The organism is Actinacidiphila alni (assembly GCF_900112845.1).
In the GTDB taxonomy this organism is placed as follows: domain Bacteria; phylum Actinomycetota; class Actinomycetes; order Streptomycetales; family Streptomycetaceae; genus Actinacidiphila; species Actinacidiphila alni.
Map to the genome: position 1 here is coordinate 148262 of NZ_FONG01000003.1, position 13873 is coordinate 162134.

15 protein-coding genes are annotated in these 13873 nt (G+C 73.2%); 9 read left to right on the forward strand and 6 right to left on the reverse strand.

The window, feature by feature from the left end:
* The first annotated feature begins 1 nt into the window (after position 1).
* From narI to BM076_RS06275, 3 genes are all read left to right on the forward strand, one after another.
* The gene (narI, locus tag BM076_RS06265; RefSeq protein WP_093712367.1) at positions 2-727 is read left to right on the forward strand and encodes a respiratory nitrate reductase subunit gamma; all 726 of its coding nucleotides are present in this window, start codon (positions 2-4) and stop codon (positions 725-727) included.
* Positions 714-1685: a tellurite resistance/C4-dicarboxylate transporter family protein gene (locus tag BM076_RS06270; RefSeq protein WP_245795777.1), complete on the forward strand. Its 972-nt coding sequence runs from the start codon at positions 714-716 to the stop codon at positions 1683-1685. Before narI ends, BM076_RS06270 begins: the two co-directional genes overlap by 14 nt.
* A gap of 182 nt (positions 1686-1867) precedes the next feature.
* Complete coding sequence (locus BM076_RS06275; RefSeq protein WP_093712369.1) at positions 1868-2950, forward strand: saccharopine dehydrogenase NADP-binding domain-containing protein; 1083 nt, start codon at positions 1868-1870, stop codon at positions 2948-2950.
* Positions 2951-3027: 77 nt separating this feature from the next.
* Here the strand turns inward: BM076_RS06275 and BM076_RS06280 are convergent, their stop codons facing one another.
* On the reverse strand, positions 3028-3255 hold the full coding sequence (locus BM076_RS06280) for a DUF6191 domain-containing protein (RefSeq protein WP_093712370.1): 228 nt from the start codon (positions 3253-3255) through the stop codon (positions 3028-3030).
* 154 nt (positions 3256-3409) lie between these two features.
* Here BM076_RS06280 and BM076_RS06285 point away from each other — a divergent pair, with 154 nt between their 5' ends.
* Positions 3410-3628 carry a helix-turn-helix domain-containing protein gene (locus tag BM076_RS06285; protein WP_093712371.1) on the forward strand — a complete coding sequence of 73 codons (219 nt, stop codon included), beginning with the start codon at positions 3410-3412 and terminating at the stop codon, positions 3626-3628.
* Here the strand turns inward: BM076_RS06285 and BM076_RS06290 are convergent.
* Together BM076_RS06290 and BM076_RS06295 are read right to left on the reverse strand one after the other, a co-directional pair.
* Positions 3625-5292 (reverse strand): FAD-dependent monooxygenase, encoded by a 1668-nt coding sequence (locus BM076_RS06290; protein WP_245795779.1) that lies wholly within the window; start codon positions 5290-5292, stop codon positions 3625-3627. The genes BM076_RS06285 and BM076_RS06290 overlap by 4 nt on opposite strands.
* Positions 5289-5960 (reverse strand): acyl-CoA-like ligand-binding transcription factor, encoded by a 672-nt coding sequence (locus BM076_RS06295; RefSeq protein ID WP_093712373.1) that lies wholly within the window; start codon positions 5958-5960, stop codon positions 5289-5291. Before BM076_RS06295 ends, BM076_RS06290 begins: the two co-directional genes overlap by 4 nt.
* A 119-nt stretch (positions 5961-6079) precedes the next feature.
* On the opposite strand from BM076_RS06295, the gene BM076_RS06300 reads away from it, so the two are divergent.
* The 4 genes from BM076_RS06300 to BM076_RS06315 all read left to right on the forward strand — a co-directional run bounded on the left by BM076_RS06300 (position 6080) and on the right by BM076_RS06315 (position 10981).
* Positions 6080-7264: a nitronate monooxygenase gene (locus BM076_RS06300; RefSeq protein WP_218160045.1), complete on the forward strand. Its 1185-nt coding sequence runs from the start codon at positions 6080-6082 to the stop codon at positions 7262-7264.
* Positions 7261-8208: a GlxA family transcriptional regulator gene (locus BM076_RS06305; RefSeq protein ID WP_093712374.1), complete on the forward strand. Its 948-nt coding sequence runs from the start codon at positions 7261-7263 to the stop codon at positions 8206-8208. Before BM076_RS06300 ends, BM076_RS06305 begins: the two co-directional genes overlap by 4 nt.
* Positions 8209-8389: 181 nt before the next feature.
* Positions 8390-9388 carry a type I glyceraldehyde-3-phosphate dehydrogenase gene (gap, locus tag BM076_RS06310; protein ID WP_093712375.1) on the forward strand — a complete coding sequence of 333 codons (999 nt, stop codon included), beginning with the start codon at positions 8390-8392 and terminating at the stop codon, positions 9386-9388.
* Between the two features lie 318 nt (positions 9389-9706).
* A complete protein-coding gene (locus BM076_RS06315) occupies positions 9707-10981 on the forward strand; it encodes a copper resistance D family protein (protein ID WP_093712376.1) in 1275 nt (424 codons plus the stop codon).
* Here the strand turns inward: BM076_RS06315 and BM076_RS06320 are convergent.
* A complete protein-coding gene (locus BM076_RS06320; RefSeq protein WP_093712377.1) occupies positions 10900-11796 on the reverse strand; it encodes an arginase family protein in 897 nt (298 codons plus the stop codon). The genes BM076_RS06315 and BM076_RS06320 overlap by 82 nt on opposite strands.
* A 75-nt stretch (positions 11797-11871) precedes the next feature.
* Positions 11872-12186, reverse strand: coding sequence for a hypothetical protein (locus BM076_RS06325; RefSeq protein WP_093712378.1), 315 nt, complete (start codon positions 12184-12186; stop codon positions 11872-11874).
* 69 nt (positions 12187-12255) lie between these two features.
* Here BM076_RS06325 and BM076_RS06330 point away from each other — a divergent pair, with 69 nt between their 5' ends.
* Entirely contained in the window at positions 12256-13119 is an 864-nt protein-coding gene (locus BM076_RS06330) for a LysR family transcriptional regulator (protein ID WP_093712379.1), read from the forward strand.
* A gap of 121 nt (positions 13120-13240) precedes the next feature.
* On the opposite strand, the gene BM076_RS06335 is transcribed toward BM076_RS06330, so the two are convergent.
* On the reverse strand, positions 13241-13786 hold the full coding sequence (locus BM076_RS06335; RefSeq protein WP_093712380.1) for a hypothetical protein: 546 nt from the start codon (positions 13784-13786) through the stop codon (positions 13241-13243).
* Between the last annotated feature and the right edge of the window lie 87 nt (positions 13787-13873).

Consider the following 13873-nt stretch of genomic DNA (forward strand, 5'->3'; position numbering starts at 1 on the left):
GATGAACACCTTCCTGTGGGGCGTACTGCCCTACGCCGTCTTCGTCCTCCTGGTCTCCGGCCTGGTCTGGCGGCACCGCTACGACAAATTCGGCTGGACGACCCGCTCGTCGGAGGTCTACGAATCCCGGCTGCTGAACATCGCCTCGCCGATGTTCCACTACGGCATTCTCTTCGTCCTCGTCGGCCACCTGATGGGCCTGTTCGTCCCCGCCTCGTGGACGGACGCGGTCGGGATGAGCGAACACACCTACCACCTGCTGTCGCTGTTCGGCGGCTGCGCGGCAGGACTGCTCGCCGTCACCGGCATCCTGATGCTGATCTACCGCCGCCGCACCAACGCCGCGGTGCTGCGCGCCACCACGCGCAACGACAAGCTGATGTACGTCGTGCTGCTCGCCGCGATCGTGATGGGCATGACCGCCAAGCTCATGCACTCCGACATCCACAGCGGCTACGACTACCGCACCACCATCGCGCCCTGGGCCCGCAGCCTGTTCACGCTGCACCCCAGGACCGGGCTGTGGGCGGGAGTGCCGCTGGCGTACCGGATCCACGCGGTGATCGGCATGGCGCTGTTCGCGCTGATCCCGTTCAGCCGGCTGGTGCACATGTTCAGCGCGCCTCTTCAGTACTTCTTCCGGCCGTACGTCGTCTACCGCAGCCGTGACCCCGAGCAGCTCGGCGGCCGCGCTCCACGCAGGGGCTGGGAACGTGTCGACTACTGAGCGCGGGGCCGGCCCCGCACCGGCCGCCGCCGCGCCCCGCCGGCCCGCGGTGCCCCCGGCGGCCGGCGCCATCGTCATGGCGACCGGCATCATCTCCGTCGGCTTCCACCTCATCGGCGACGACACCCTGTCCGCGATCCTGCTGGCCGTCGCGGCGGCCGTATGGGTGTGGCTGGCCGCGACCTTCGCGGCCACGCTGCTGCGCGACCGGGCCCGCTGGCAGGCGCAGGCCGCCAACCCGCCCGCCCTGACCGCCGTCGCCGCGACCTGCGTACTCGGCACCCGGCTCTCGCTGTCGGGCCACCGCACCATGGCGCAGGCGCTGCTGGTCATCGCGGTCGCGGTCTGGCCCTGGCTGCTGGTGTCAGTGCTCCGGCACTGGAAACGCCCGGCGCCCGGCGCCGCCTTCCTCGTCTGCGTCGCCACCCAGGGCCTCGCGGTCCTGGCCGCCACCCTCTCGCTCGCCGACGGCACCGCGTGGCTCGGCCGCGCCGCGGTGATCGCCTTCTGCCTCGGCGTCTTCCTCTACGGCGAGGCGCTCGCCCGCTTCGACATCCGGCAGGTGCTGACCGGCTCCGGCGACCACTGGATCGCCGCCGGCGCGCTGGCGATCTCCGCGCTCGCCGGCTCCAAACTCACCGCGTCCCCGCTGTGGTCGGGCGGCACCCACACCACCTTGAAGATCGCCACGCTGGTGCTGCTGAGCCTGGACTTCGCCTGGTACGCGGTGCTCGCGGTCTGCGAGATCCTGCGGCCGCGGCCCCGCTACGACATCCGCCGCTGGTCCACGGTCTTCCCGCTCGGCATGACCGCGGTGGCGACCCTCTCCACCTCCGCCGCCGCGGACCTGCCGGGCCTGCACGGCCTCGGGACGGTCCTGTTGTGGATCGCCGCCGCCGTCTGGCTGCTCGTCCTGCTGGGCCTCGGCCGCTCCCTGGCCGCCGCCGCGCAGCGCTGAAAACCATCGCCTACCTGGGGTGATATGCCAAACGCATTGCTTGCTGCGCAACAGGTATTGGACCGCGCCGATCACCCGCTCCGACGATGGAAGCGCCGCACGGACACCGGTGAACGTCACGGGCGGCGCCGCGCACGAGCGCGGCAGGACCACGCGGATGTGTGCGGCGGAGAGGCAGTGCGATGCGGGAGATCTGGATTCTCGGGGCGACGGGCCGGACGGGGCGGTCGATCGCCGCGCTGCTCGCGGCCGAGGGCGAACCGCTGGTCCTGGTCGGGCGGGACGCCGGACGCCTCGGCGCCGCGGCCGGGACGGTCACCGCGGTGGGCGGCACCGCGCGGACCGTGGTCGCCGGATCGGTCGAGGAGACCGCGGCGGCACTGCGCGGGGAGACCCCGGCCGTGGTCGTCAACACCATCGGACCGTTCGCCGAGACCGCGCCGCCGATCGTACGGGCCTGCCCGCCCGGCACCCACTACGTCGACCTGACCAATGAACTGCGGTCGGTCGCCGCGACCCTCGACCTGCACGAGGCGGCCGTGGCCGCCGGGCAGACACTGGTGGCAGGCGCCGGATTCGGGGTGCTCGCCACCGAGAGCGTGGTGCTCCGGCTGTGCGAGGGCCGGCCCCCGGCGGAGCGGGTGCGCGTGGACGCCCTGGCCGCCGTCGGAACCGAACCCGGCCTCATGGGGTACGCGCTCGCGGCGGCCCTGGTGGACGGCGTCGCGGCGGGCGGCGGGCGGTACGCGGACGGCCGGTTCGTACGGGACCGGCTCGGTGGCGCCGTCGAGCGGTTCGCGCTGCCGGACGGCACGGCGGTCTCGTCCGGCAGCGCGCCGTCCGGTGAGCTGGAGGCCGCGCGGCGGGCCAGCGGGGCGGGCACCGTGACCGCCGCGTCGGGCGCGATCCCGACCGGGCGGGCGGCCCGCGCCGTGCTGCCGCTGGCGTCGCTGCTGCTGGCCAGGCCGGCGCTCGGCGGGGCGGCGAAGCGGCGGCTGGCCCGGGTGAAGCTGCCGGAGCGTCCGGCGGCCAGGGAAATCTCCTGGGCGCGCGCCCGGGTGGGCTGGGCCGACGGCAGTGTCCGGGAGGGCTGGCTGCGGGCGGGGGACGGGATGGACTTCACGGCCGCGGTCGCCGCGGAGACGGCCGGCCGGCTGGCCCGGGGAGAGGGCCGCCCCGGTGCCTTCACGCCCGGCGCGCTCTTCGGCGCATGTCTGGCGGAGAGCGCGGGCGGCAGCTTCGTCATGCCGTCCGGGGTTTCGTGACGGCTGAGGTTTCGTGGCGTCCGAGGGTCCTGGCGTCCGAGGTGTCCTGACCGGCCGACGTCAGTGGGCCGGGGCCGTCACTCGTCCTCCGTCGTGTCGCCCTCCGGTTCCGGGACGGTCGGTACGGCCGGGGCGGGCTCGTCGGCGCGCGGCGGCCTGATCACCACCGAGCCGGAGTCCAGGTCGATCATGCCGCGCCCGGGGTCATTGCTGCCGGCGTCCTCGCGGGTCAGCTCCAGGCGGTTGCGCTCGTCCTCGGTGTGCTTGCGGCCCGGCACAAAAAGCTCATCCATGAAGTTGAACATGCAACTCCTCTTCGGCTTCTCGGCGCACCGCGTCCCGGACCGTCGCGGCTCCACTTCAGGCTACGCCCGGAATCCCCCGAATGGGTGACGGGTACATGCGTCTTCCGACAACCGGGGGTTGACACTGTCAACCCCCGGTTGTCAGGATGGTGGCATGGCGACATCCCGAGATCTCTCGACGCACGAAGCGGCCTTCACCCGGATCAAGGAGGCCCGCGCCCAGGCCCTCCACCACGCCCGCCTGGCGCAGCAGTACGCGGCCGAGCGTCGCGAGCTGATGCAGCAGCTCATCGACCAGGGCGTCACCCAGTCCGACATCGCCCGCGAGCTGGGGGTGTCCCGGCAGGCGATCCAGAAGATGCTCGCTGTTTAGGGCCGCCTAGGGACGTCTGGGGCCTTCCGGCGTCGCAGCCGCTGGCGGACGGCGTCCGCGATCGCCGGGCCGAACCAGCGTTCCGCCGCGGCGCGCAGCTTCTCCAGCGCCTCCGGACCCGGACGCGGCTCGTCCGAGGCCCAGGCCACGTACGCATCCGGCCGGATCAGAAGGGCGGCGGGACCGGGGCGGCCGGACGGCGCGGGCCGTGCGGTGACCACCTCGACGCGGCCGCCCCACGGACCGAGTGCCGCGGCGGCCGACGCGTCGTCGGTCAGGTCGAGCAGCAACGGCCGCGCGGACCGCGCCAGTTCGGCCAGCCGTACGGCGCCGCCCGTGGTCACCACGTCCAGGTCCGGCGCGAACCGGCCGACCAGTGAGTGCGGTTCGGGTTCGCCCATGTCGTAGCGGACATCGGTGCCCGCCGTCAGATCCGCGAGGTGCTGAACGGTGGCGGGCTGCGTGAGGAGTTCGCCGAACAGCTCCCGAAGCGCCGTGACGTCCTGGCCCGGTGCGGTCAACGCGGCCTGGGCCTGGGCGTAGACGACCATCCGCCGCGCCGCCTTTCCGCGCTCCGCCTCGTAACTGTCGAGCAGACCCGCGGGTGCCTCGCCGCGGATCTCGGCGGCGAGCTTCCAGCCGAGATTGACCGCGTCCTGGAGTCCGAGGTTGAGGCCGGGACCGCCGCCCGCGGTGTAGACATGGGCGGCGTCCCCGATCAGGAACACCCTGCGGTCCCTGAACCGTTCGGCGACCCGCGTATTGCCGCCGGTCAACCGGCGCAGGACGTACGGGCCTTCACCGGCCGGCGGGCCGAGCGGCACGTCGCACCCCAGCACCCGGCGGATGCTCTCGGCCATCTCCGTCAGGCTCATCGGCGCCGCCGTCTCCGGCTGGTCCCACTCCGTGGTGCTGACCAGCGCCGGGCGGCCGGGGAAGGGCGCGTAGGAGAAACCGCCGCGCTCGGTCCGCAGCGGCAGGAACGGCAGGACGGGACCGTGTCCCGGCACGTTCAGCGCGCCGCTGGCCGGATCGATCCACTGCTCGGGGACGGCCGCGTGCGCCGTCCTGCTCGTCCTGCGGTCGTAGCTGACACCCGGGAAGCCGATGCCCGAGAGCTTGCGGGTGACGCTGTGGGCGCCGTCCGCGCCGACGACGTAACGGGCCCGCAGCCGGTGGCCGCCGTCGGGACCCGTGACGTCCAGCGCGACGGTGTCGGCGCCGGCCCGCTCCCCGGCCGGCTCCTGCGCGAGGGCGACCACGTCATGACCGCGCCGGATCTCCACGCCCAGCTCCGTCGCCCGCTCCTCCAGGACCGCGACGATCCGCTGCTGCGGCGCCGCCAGGGTGTGAACGGGGCTGTCCGGCAACAGACTCAGGTCGAGCGGCAGCGCGGCGAACATGAAATACGCGGAATTCGGCCGCGGCGGTCCCGGCACGCCGCCGATCCGCTCGTACAGCCCCCGGCGGTCGATCAGCGGCACGACCTGGCCGAGCAGACCGTTCGCCTTGGGTTCCGTGCTCGGCTCCGGCAGCCGCTCCAGGACGAGCGGCCGCACCCCGGCCAGTGCCAACTCGCAAGCCAGCATAAGGCCGTTGGGGCCGCCGCCGACGACGACAACATCCGGTATGTCGGTCGCGTCCATGGATCGGCGGGGCGTCATGCGGTCCTCCGGGGCGGTACGGGCAGGCCGTGCGCGAGCGCGTCGAACGCCTCGCGCAGGACATCGGCGAGCGGGGCCGGCGGGTCGGCGTTCATCGCGTGCTCGACGGCCACGGCGCTGCACGCGCCGACCACGGCGGCGAGCAGCTTCGGATACAGGTCCCGCGCGGCGTCGGTGCCGGTGCGCTCGGCGATCGCCGCGGCCAACTCCGCCTGCGCGACGGCGTTCGCCTTGACGATCTCGCCGTGCAGGGCCGGTTCCGCCAGCATCAGGCGGAGCCCCTCCGCCCAGCGCTTGCGGTCGCGCGCCGGCCCGGCGCCGGGTGTGCCCCGCGGCGCGAACTGCTCCTCCACGGCCCGCACCACCGAGTTCCAGAGCGGTTCGTCGTCCGGCCGCGCCCGCAGCCGGTCCGCGACCCGTCCCATGCGCTCCAGATGGCTGGCCGCGATGGCCTCCGCCTTGCCGGAGAAGTAGTTGCGGAAGGTGCGCTCGGAGACATTCGCGGCGGTGGCGATGTCCTCCACGCTCACATTCGCCCAGCCGCGTTCCACGCAGAGGCGGATCGCCGCCTGGCTGAGCGCGACCCGCGTCTCCCGCTTCTTGCGCTCCCGCAGACCGGGACCGGGGTCAGAAGCGGGGTCAGAACCGGCGTTTGCATCCGTCGTCATGCGGCCCACCGTAGGAGAAAAATGCCGGATCGGCAAGATTACGTATCCGGCAATATTGCTGATCCGGCACGTATCATGGCGCTGTCGAGGCGCGGGTGCTACCGGCGATGATGGCGGGCATGACCTTGTCGACGCGGTTCACGCGGATGTTCGGGATGCGGCATCCGATCGCGCTGGCCCCGATGGGAGGTTCGGCGGGCGGTGAGCTGGCGGCGGCCGTGTCGCGCGGCGGCGGCCTCGGCCTGGTCGGCGGTGGCAGCGGGGAACGGGCGTGGCTGGCGCGGGAGTTGCCGATCGCGGCCGGGAGCGGGCTGCCCTGGGGTGTCGGCTTCCTGTGCTGGGCGGCCGAAGTGGCCGCCGTCGAGCGGGCGTTGGAGTACGGCCCGGCCGCGGTGATGCTGTCCTTCGGGGACCCGGCGCCCTTCGTCGGGCTGGTGCGGGACGCCGGGGCCGCCGTGATCGTGCAGGTCACCGATGTCGCGGAGGCCCGGCGGGCGGTGGCGGTCGGCGCCGACGTGATCGTGGCGCAGGGCACCGAAAGCGGCGGGCACGGGGCGCGGCGGGGGAGGTCCACGCTGCCCTTCGTGCCGGTGGTCGCCGACCTCGCCGCCCCGATTCCGGTGCTCGCGGTGGGCGGCATCGCCGACGGACGCGGTGTGGCCGCCGCCCTGGCGCTGGGCGCCGAGGGCGCGCTGATCGGCACCCGCTTCCAGGCGACGGCGGAAGCGCTGGCCGACCCCGCCGCCGTCGAGTCGATCGTCCGCGGGAGCGGCCAGGACACCGAGCGCACCAGCGTGCTGGACATCGCCCGTGAGTCGCCGTGGCCGAGGACGTACACCGCCCGGACCCTCGGGCATCCGTATCTGGACCGCTGGCGCGGCCGGGAGGCGGAATTGGCCGCCGATCCGGGGGCGCGCGCGGAATACCGCGCCGATGTGGCGCGCGGCGCGGCGCGGTGCCGGTGCTTCCGGTGTGGGCCGGTGAGGCCGTCGATCTCGTCACCGATGTGCCGCGCGCGGCGGACCTCGTCGGCGCGCTGGCCGCGCAGGCGGAAGAAGCCCTCGGCCGGGCGGGGCGGACCGGCAAGCACTGACGGCGCGGAGCCGAGGCCAGGTGTCCCCGGCCCGGGGTTCGCCGACCGGTGGCAGGATACTTGCGGCAGGGGTGAGTGCCGCCAGGCCCGTACGGCACGGGCCGCCGGGGCGGCGGGATCCCCCTCAGCGGCGGACAGCCCGTACGCGGCCGGCAACCGTACGCGTACGGCAGCCCGTCACGGGCGCGGCGGAAAGGGAGCGATCCGATGAGCCGGAAGAACCACCAGGTGGCCGTCCTCGTGCTGGAAGGCGCGAAGCCGCTGGACGTCGGCATCCCCGCGCAGGTCTTCTCGCGCCGGCCGAGCATGCCGTACGAGGTACGGGTGTGCGGGGCCGCGCCCGGTCTGGTGACCGGCGGCGACGGCCTGTCGTACCACGTGGCCGACGGACTCGACGCGATCGGCGAGGTGGACACCGTCTTCATCCCCGGCTACCGCGAACCGGCGGTCACCGAGCCCCCGGCGGCGGTGGTCGACGCGCTGATGGCGGCGCACCGGCGCGGTGCGCGGCTCGCGGCGATCTCGACCGGCGCCTTCGCCCTGGCGGCGACCGGACTGCTGGACGGCAAGCGGGCGACGACCCACTGGCACTACACCAAGGCCCTCGCCGAGCGGCATCCGCTGGTGCGGGTGGACGAGAATGTGCTGTTCGTGGACGAGGGCTCCGTCCTCACCTCGGCGGGCGCGGCCTCCGGCATCGACATGTGCCTGCACCTGGTGCGGCGCGACCACGGCGTGGGCCTGTCCCACCATGTGGCCAGACGGCTGGTGGCGGCGCCGTACCGCAGCGGGGGACAGGCGCAGTACGTGCCCAGGAGCGTCCCGGAGCCGCTCGGCGACGTCTTCGCCAGTACGCGCGAATGGGTGCTCGCGCACCTCGCCGAGCCGTTGACGCTGGACGCGCTGGCCCGCAACGCGCGGGTGTCCGCGCGGACCTTCTCGCGGCGCTTCGTGCAGGACACCGGCTACACGCCGATGCAATGGGTGCTGCGGGCCCGGGTGGACCTGGCGCGCGAGCTGCTGGAACGCACCGACCTGGGTGTCGAGCAGATCGCCGACCGCGTCGGTCTCGGCACGGGCGCCAATCTGCGGCTGCACTTCCAGCGGATTCTCGGCACCTCGCCGACGGAGTACCGGCACACCTTCTCGGCGTGAGCGCGCCCGGGTTCCCGGTCCGGGCGCGCCCCGGGCATGTAACCGATCGCCAGGTGGCGGGATCCTTGCGGCCGATGGCGGAGAGTCTGGCGAGACACTTGCGCACACTGGCATTCAGGCCACTGTCCGCGCGGCCGGCGGCTGCCGACCATGGAGGAAGTGACGAAAGGAGTCCCCCCTCATGACCCGCATCGCCGTCAATGGATTCGGCCGCATCGGCCGCAGCACCCTGCGTGCCCTGCTCGCCCGCGACACCGACCTCGACGTGGTCGCCGTCAATGACCTCACGGCGCCCGAGACCCTTGCCCAGCTGCTGGAATTCGACAGCACCCTCGGCCGGCTCGACAAGGCCGTCGAGGTCGACGGCACCGACCTACTGGTCGACGGCCGCCGGATCAAGGTGCTCGCCGAGCGCGAGCCCGCGAATCTGCCGTGGGCCGACCTCGGGGTGGAGGTCGTGCTGGAGTCCACCGGCCGCTTCACCTCGGCGGACGCCGCCCGTGCGCACCTCAAGGCCGGCGCCAAGCGCGTCCTGGTGAGCGCGCCGTCCGACGGTGCCGACGTCACGCTCGCGTACGGCGTGAACACCGCCGATTACGACCCCGCCGCGCATGTCATCGTCTCCAACGCCTCGTGCACCACGAACGCGCTGGCGCCGCTGGCGTCCGTGCTCGACGACCTCGCCGGCATCGAGCACGGCTTCATGACGACGGTGCACGCCTACACCCAGGAGCAGAACCTCCAGGACGGTCCGCACCGCGACCTGCGCCGCGCCCGCGCCGCGGGCGTCAACATCGTGCCGACCACCACGGGCGCCGCCAAGGCCATCGGCCGGGTGCTGCCGAGGCTCGACGGCAAGCTGTCCGGCGACTCGATCCGGGTGCCGGTCCCTGTCGGCTCGATCGTGGAACTGAACACCACCGTCGCCCGCGAGGTCACCCGCGACGAGGTCCTCGCCGCCTACCGGGCCGCCGCCGACGGCGCGCTCAAGGGCATCCTCGAATACACCGACAAGCCGCTGGTCTCCTCCGACATCACCGGCCGCCCCGTCTCCGCCGTCTTCGACTCGGCGCTCACCCGCGTCGACGGCAAGCACGTCAAGGTGGTGGCCTGGTACGACAACGAGTGGGGCTTCTCCAACCGCGTCATCGACACCCTCGAACTCCTCGCCCGCGCCTGACCGTTGCCGCCCCCGGGCGCGGCCGTCCCGGACCGCGCCCGACCCGCCCCCCCCCGTGCCGCCGTGAGGAACGCCTCCGGCGGCCGCGTCGTTGACGAGACATGTCACCCCGTCGGCCTCTTCTTCATGAATGCCGCGGGGCAGCCTCCGGCACCGAAGGCACCGAAAGGGGCCGGGGATCTACGGGCCGGAGAGCCGCCGCGTTCACCGCGAAGCCGCACTTCAGCGGCCGACTTCGTCACATTGACGCGATCAGTTAGGCATGCCTAACCTAACGCGCCCCCTGTTTCGAAGTTCTCGTGCGAGGACGGATTCGTCATGCCCCTGCCCAGCCAACTCCCCGGCCACCTGCTGCTGTCCGCGCCCTCGCCGGCCGCGCCCTCCACCCCGCTCGGTCCCTTCGAGGACAGCGCCGTCGCCTGGACGACCTGGGTGACCCTGATGGGCTTCGTCGGCGTCACCGCGCTCGCGGTCATCGCCGTCGGTCCCGTCGCCCGCCGCATCGGCCCCGGCGCGCTCGCCGTCACGACGGCGCGGCTCGCCCGGGTGGCCGTCGCGCTTGGTGCGCTGGCCGTCCCCGCGATCCTCACCGACCTCGCCCACTCCGCCTCGCCGGACGGCGGCTACGACTACGGCGCCGCCTGGAACACCCTCTACGACGGCAGCAACAGCGGTCGCCTGGCCGGACTCGAAGTGACACTCGTGGCCGTCGGCGCCGTGCTCCTCGCCCCGCTCGCGGCGCGCAGGACCGCGGCCGGCGCCGCCCGCCCCTGGCTGTCGGCCGCCGCACTCGCGGCTGGCGCCGTCGCGCTCGGCACCACCAAATTCCCCGACGCCGTGCCCGACGACTGGGGGCGTACGACGTTCGAGACGGTGATGTGGATGCTGCACCTGATCGGCGGGGCCGTCTGGCTCGGGGGAGTGGCCGGGCTCGCGGCGCTCGCCCTGCCCGGCGGCACGGCAGACGCCGACCGCGGCGCCTTCTGGTCGCCGGTCATCCGCCGCTTCTCCGCCGCCGCCATGAGCTGCGTCGCGGCGATCACCCTGTCCGGCCTCTTCCTGTACTGGGAGCACGTCGACGGCCTGTCGCAGCTGGTCTCCACGATGTACGGCCGGGTCCTCGGCGTGAAGATCCTGATCTTCGGCACACTGCTGCTGCTCGGCGCCTTCAACCAGTTCTGGCTGCACCCGCGGGTCGAGGCACTGCGGGCGGCCGGCGACGAACGGCCGCTGCGTACCCTCCTGGTCCGTGAATTCCCGGTACTGGTCGGCGCCGAGGCGGTGCTCGGCATGGCGGTGGTCTTCGTCGCGCCCTTCCTGCACGGCTCCGCCCGCAACCAGGCGTTCCAGGCCGACGCCGTCAAGCACGTCGGCGCCTCGCTGGACGCGCTGCCCAAGCTGCCCGCCAAGGACGTCTCGACGGCCACCTGGGTCTGGGGCACCGGCGAGACCCTGCTCGTGCTCGCCGTGATGATCGCCGGCTACTGGGCCTCCGGTGTCCTCGCCCGCCGTCAGTCCGCCGCGAAGGCGTCCACCAGCAGGTCGGTGAGGAGCGCGGCGCCCGCGCCGTCCGGGTCGAGATCCGGGTCGTAGATGGTGACATTGATGCCGACGCAGCGCTGCGAGCGGACCAGGGTCCGCAGCAGCGCCGCGAGTTCGTCCGGCAGCAGGCCGCCGGGGTCCGGGCTGTCGACGGCGGGCATCACGGTCGGGTCGAGCACGTCCGCGTCCAGATGCACCCAGAAGCCCTCGGTCACGGGCACTTCCAGCGTCTGGAGCACGGCCCGCGCCAGCTCCGGCGCACCCCACTCGCGGATCTCGCCGACCGTGGCGTTCATGATCTTCAGCCCGGCCAGCTCGGCCCGCTCGGTGTCATAGTCCCGGATGCCCATGACGCGGACGTCGTCGTCCCGCAGATACGGGCGCAGCCCCTCGATGTCGGTGAGATCCGGCTGGCCGCGGCCGGTGCCGAGCGCCAGCTCCTCACCGCCCGCGGCGCCCACATGGTCGGCGTTGCCCGGGTGCCGGAAGTCCGACGACCCGTCGAGCACGGCCAGGCCGTACCGCCCGATCCGGCGCAGTGCCAGCGAGGCGCCGAGCTGGATCGAGCAGTCGCCGCCCAGGACGACCGGGAAGTCCCCGGCCCGCACGTGGTGTTCGATCCGGTCGGCCAGCTTGCGGGTGTAGCCGGCGATGGCCGCCGCGTTGAACACCCCGTCCCCCGGCCGCCATCCGGCCCTGTCGTACCGGGGCGGTACGACCACCCCGCCCTCGAACGCGCCGAGCCGCCGCGGCAGACCCTGCTCGCGCAGCGCGCCCGCGAGCTTGTAGCAGCCGGGCACGGTGCCTTCGGCGGGCGGCCGGAGACCGAGGTTGGACGGGGCGTCGATGATCACGAGGCGGCGCATACGGACAGTCTGCCAGCGGGGTACGACAGCCGTCGGACCATGAACGGTCGGAACGGTCGGAAGGGCCCGTGACGGTCAGAACGGCTCGTGATTGGCCCAGACGACCTGGTACGGATAGCGGGCCTGCCAGCGGCCGATCAGCTCCTCGACGCCGGGCACGGCGAAGGCGGCGTCGAGCGCGGCGCGGTCCTCGACGTCGATCCGGACGATCGCGGTGGCCGCGAAGACGGGGCTGTGGTCGTCGGCGGCGACCCGAATGTGGCGCCGGGCGGCGAAGGAGCCGATCCGCCCGGACTCCCGCATCACGGCTTCGATGTCCTGGAGATATTGATCGAGGTCGGCGTCGGGGATGGTCGGGGGGAAGGAGACAATCATCGTGTGGCTGATCATGGCTCCATCGAACCGCCGTCCCGCGCCGGTGTCCAAGACCGATCGGATCTCCGGCGATAACCTGGAGGCATGAGTGAGCTGGAGACGCGGGAGCTGGAGTATTTCGTCGCAGTGGCCGAGGAACTGCACTTCGGCCGGGCCGCCGTCCGGCTGTCGATCGCGCAGCCCGCGCTGTCCAAGGCGGTGCGGCGGATCGAGTCGCGGCTCGGCGTCCTGCTGCTCGTACGGTCCAGCCGCCATGTCTCGCTCACCCCGGCCGGGGAGGCGCTGCTGCACCACGGCAGGCACGCCATCAACGCGGTCGGCGCGGCGGCCGAGGCCGCCCGCAGGGCCGGTGCGCCGGAGGAGCACCTGCGGCTGGTGATCAAACCGGGCGGCGACGCCGATCTGCTGTCCGCGATCCTGGCGGGCTACGCGGAACGGCCCGGCGCCGGCCGGGTGGACATCCTCTTCGGCGGCGCCACCGACCGGGCGGACCACCTGCGCGACGGCCGGGCCGATGTCGCCCTGCTCTACCGGCCGTTCGACGATCTGACCGGCCTGGAGTCGCGGACCCTGGTGGTCGAGGACCGGGTCGCCGTCCTGCCGCGCGGCCACCGGCTGGCCGGGCGCGACCAGGTGCGGCTGGCCGACCTCGCGGGCGAGGCGCTGCCGCGCTGGAAGGGAGTGCGGTGGACCGGCGTGCCCGGTGAACCGACCGGGCCGGAGATCGAGGACGGCCCGCAGATGGTCCAACTGATCCTGCTGGGGCGGATGATCGCCGTGCTGCCGCGCTCGCTCGCCGGCCCCGGCCACCCGGACCTGGTGCGCGTACCGGTGGCGGACGCGCCGCCGAGCCGGCTGGTGATCGCCTGGTCGCGGCCCGACGAGCGGCCGCTGGTGGCCGACTTCGTGGCGGCGGCCGTCGCCGCGAGTGGGCGGGCGGCGGCGTGATCCGGCCGGGCCGTGCCCCGGCAACGGCGAACCGCCGCCCCCGCCACGACGGGCGGGGACGGCGGCCGTGCGCGGCGCGGGCCGCGCGGTGCCGGACGGGCCGGCGGGGTACGACGAGTGGTCAACGGCCCACGCGCGGCAGGCTGTTGAGACGGCCCGGCAGGACGGTGTTCGTCTGCTGCGCGCGCATCAGCGCGATGACCGCGCCGACACCGGCGAGGATCAGGCTGATCCAGAAGCTGAAGGCGTGGCCGCCCGCGGGACCGAAGTCGGAGTGGGCGAAGATCGCGATCAGGTAGAGCACGAAGCCCACCGCGAAGCCGACGAAGGACAGCATCCTGGGCGGCGCGGGCAGCGTGACGGTCGGCACGAACAGGCTGACCGCGAGCACCGCCGCGCTCAGCACGGTGATGACCATCGCGAACCAGGCTATGAACAGCCCGTGGCTGAAGTGCCAGGCGCTCCAGCTCTGGCTGACGTTGATCCCGTACCCCTTGAAATCCCAGGAGTAGTAGTCGAAGAACGAGAAAATGAGAACGACGGCGCCGATTCCGAGAATCGCCCAGTCGAGTTTGTTGACCGAGGCCGGATCGAAGGAACCCCTGGACGGGCCGCCGGCGTAGGGCGGCTGACTCGGCGGGCCGGCCGGCGGCACATCGTGTGACATGGCTACTTGTCTCCTAGCTGACGTTGCTCGACAAACATTCGGAGGGAGAGCGTAGCGGTACGCCGACCTGCGCCGTAACCAACTTGG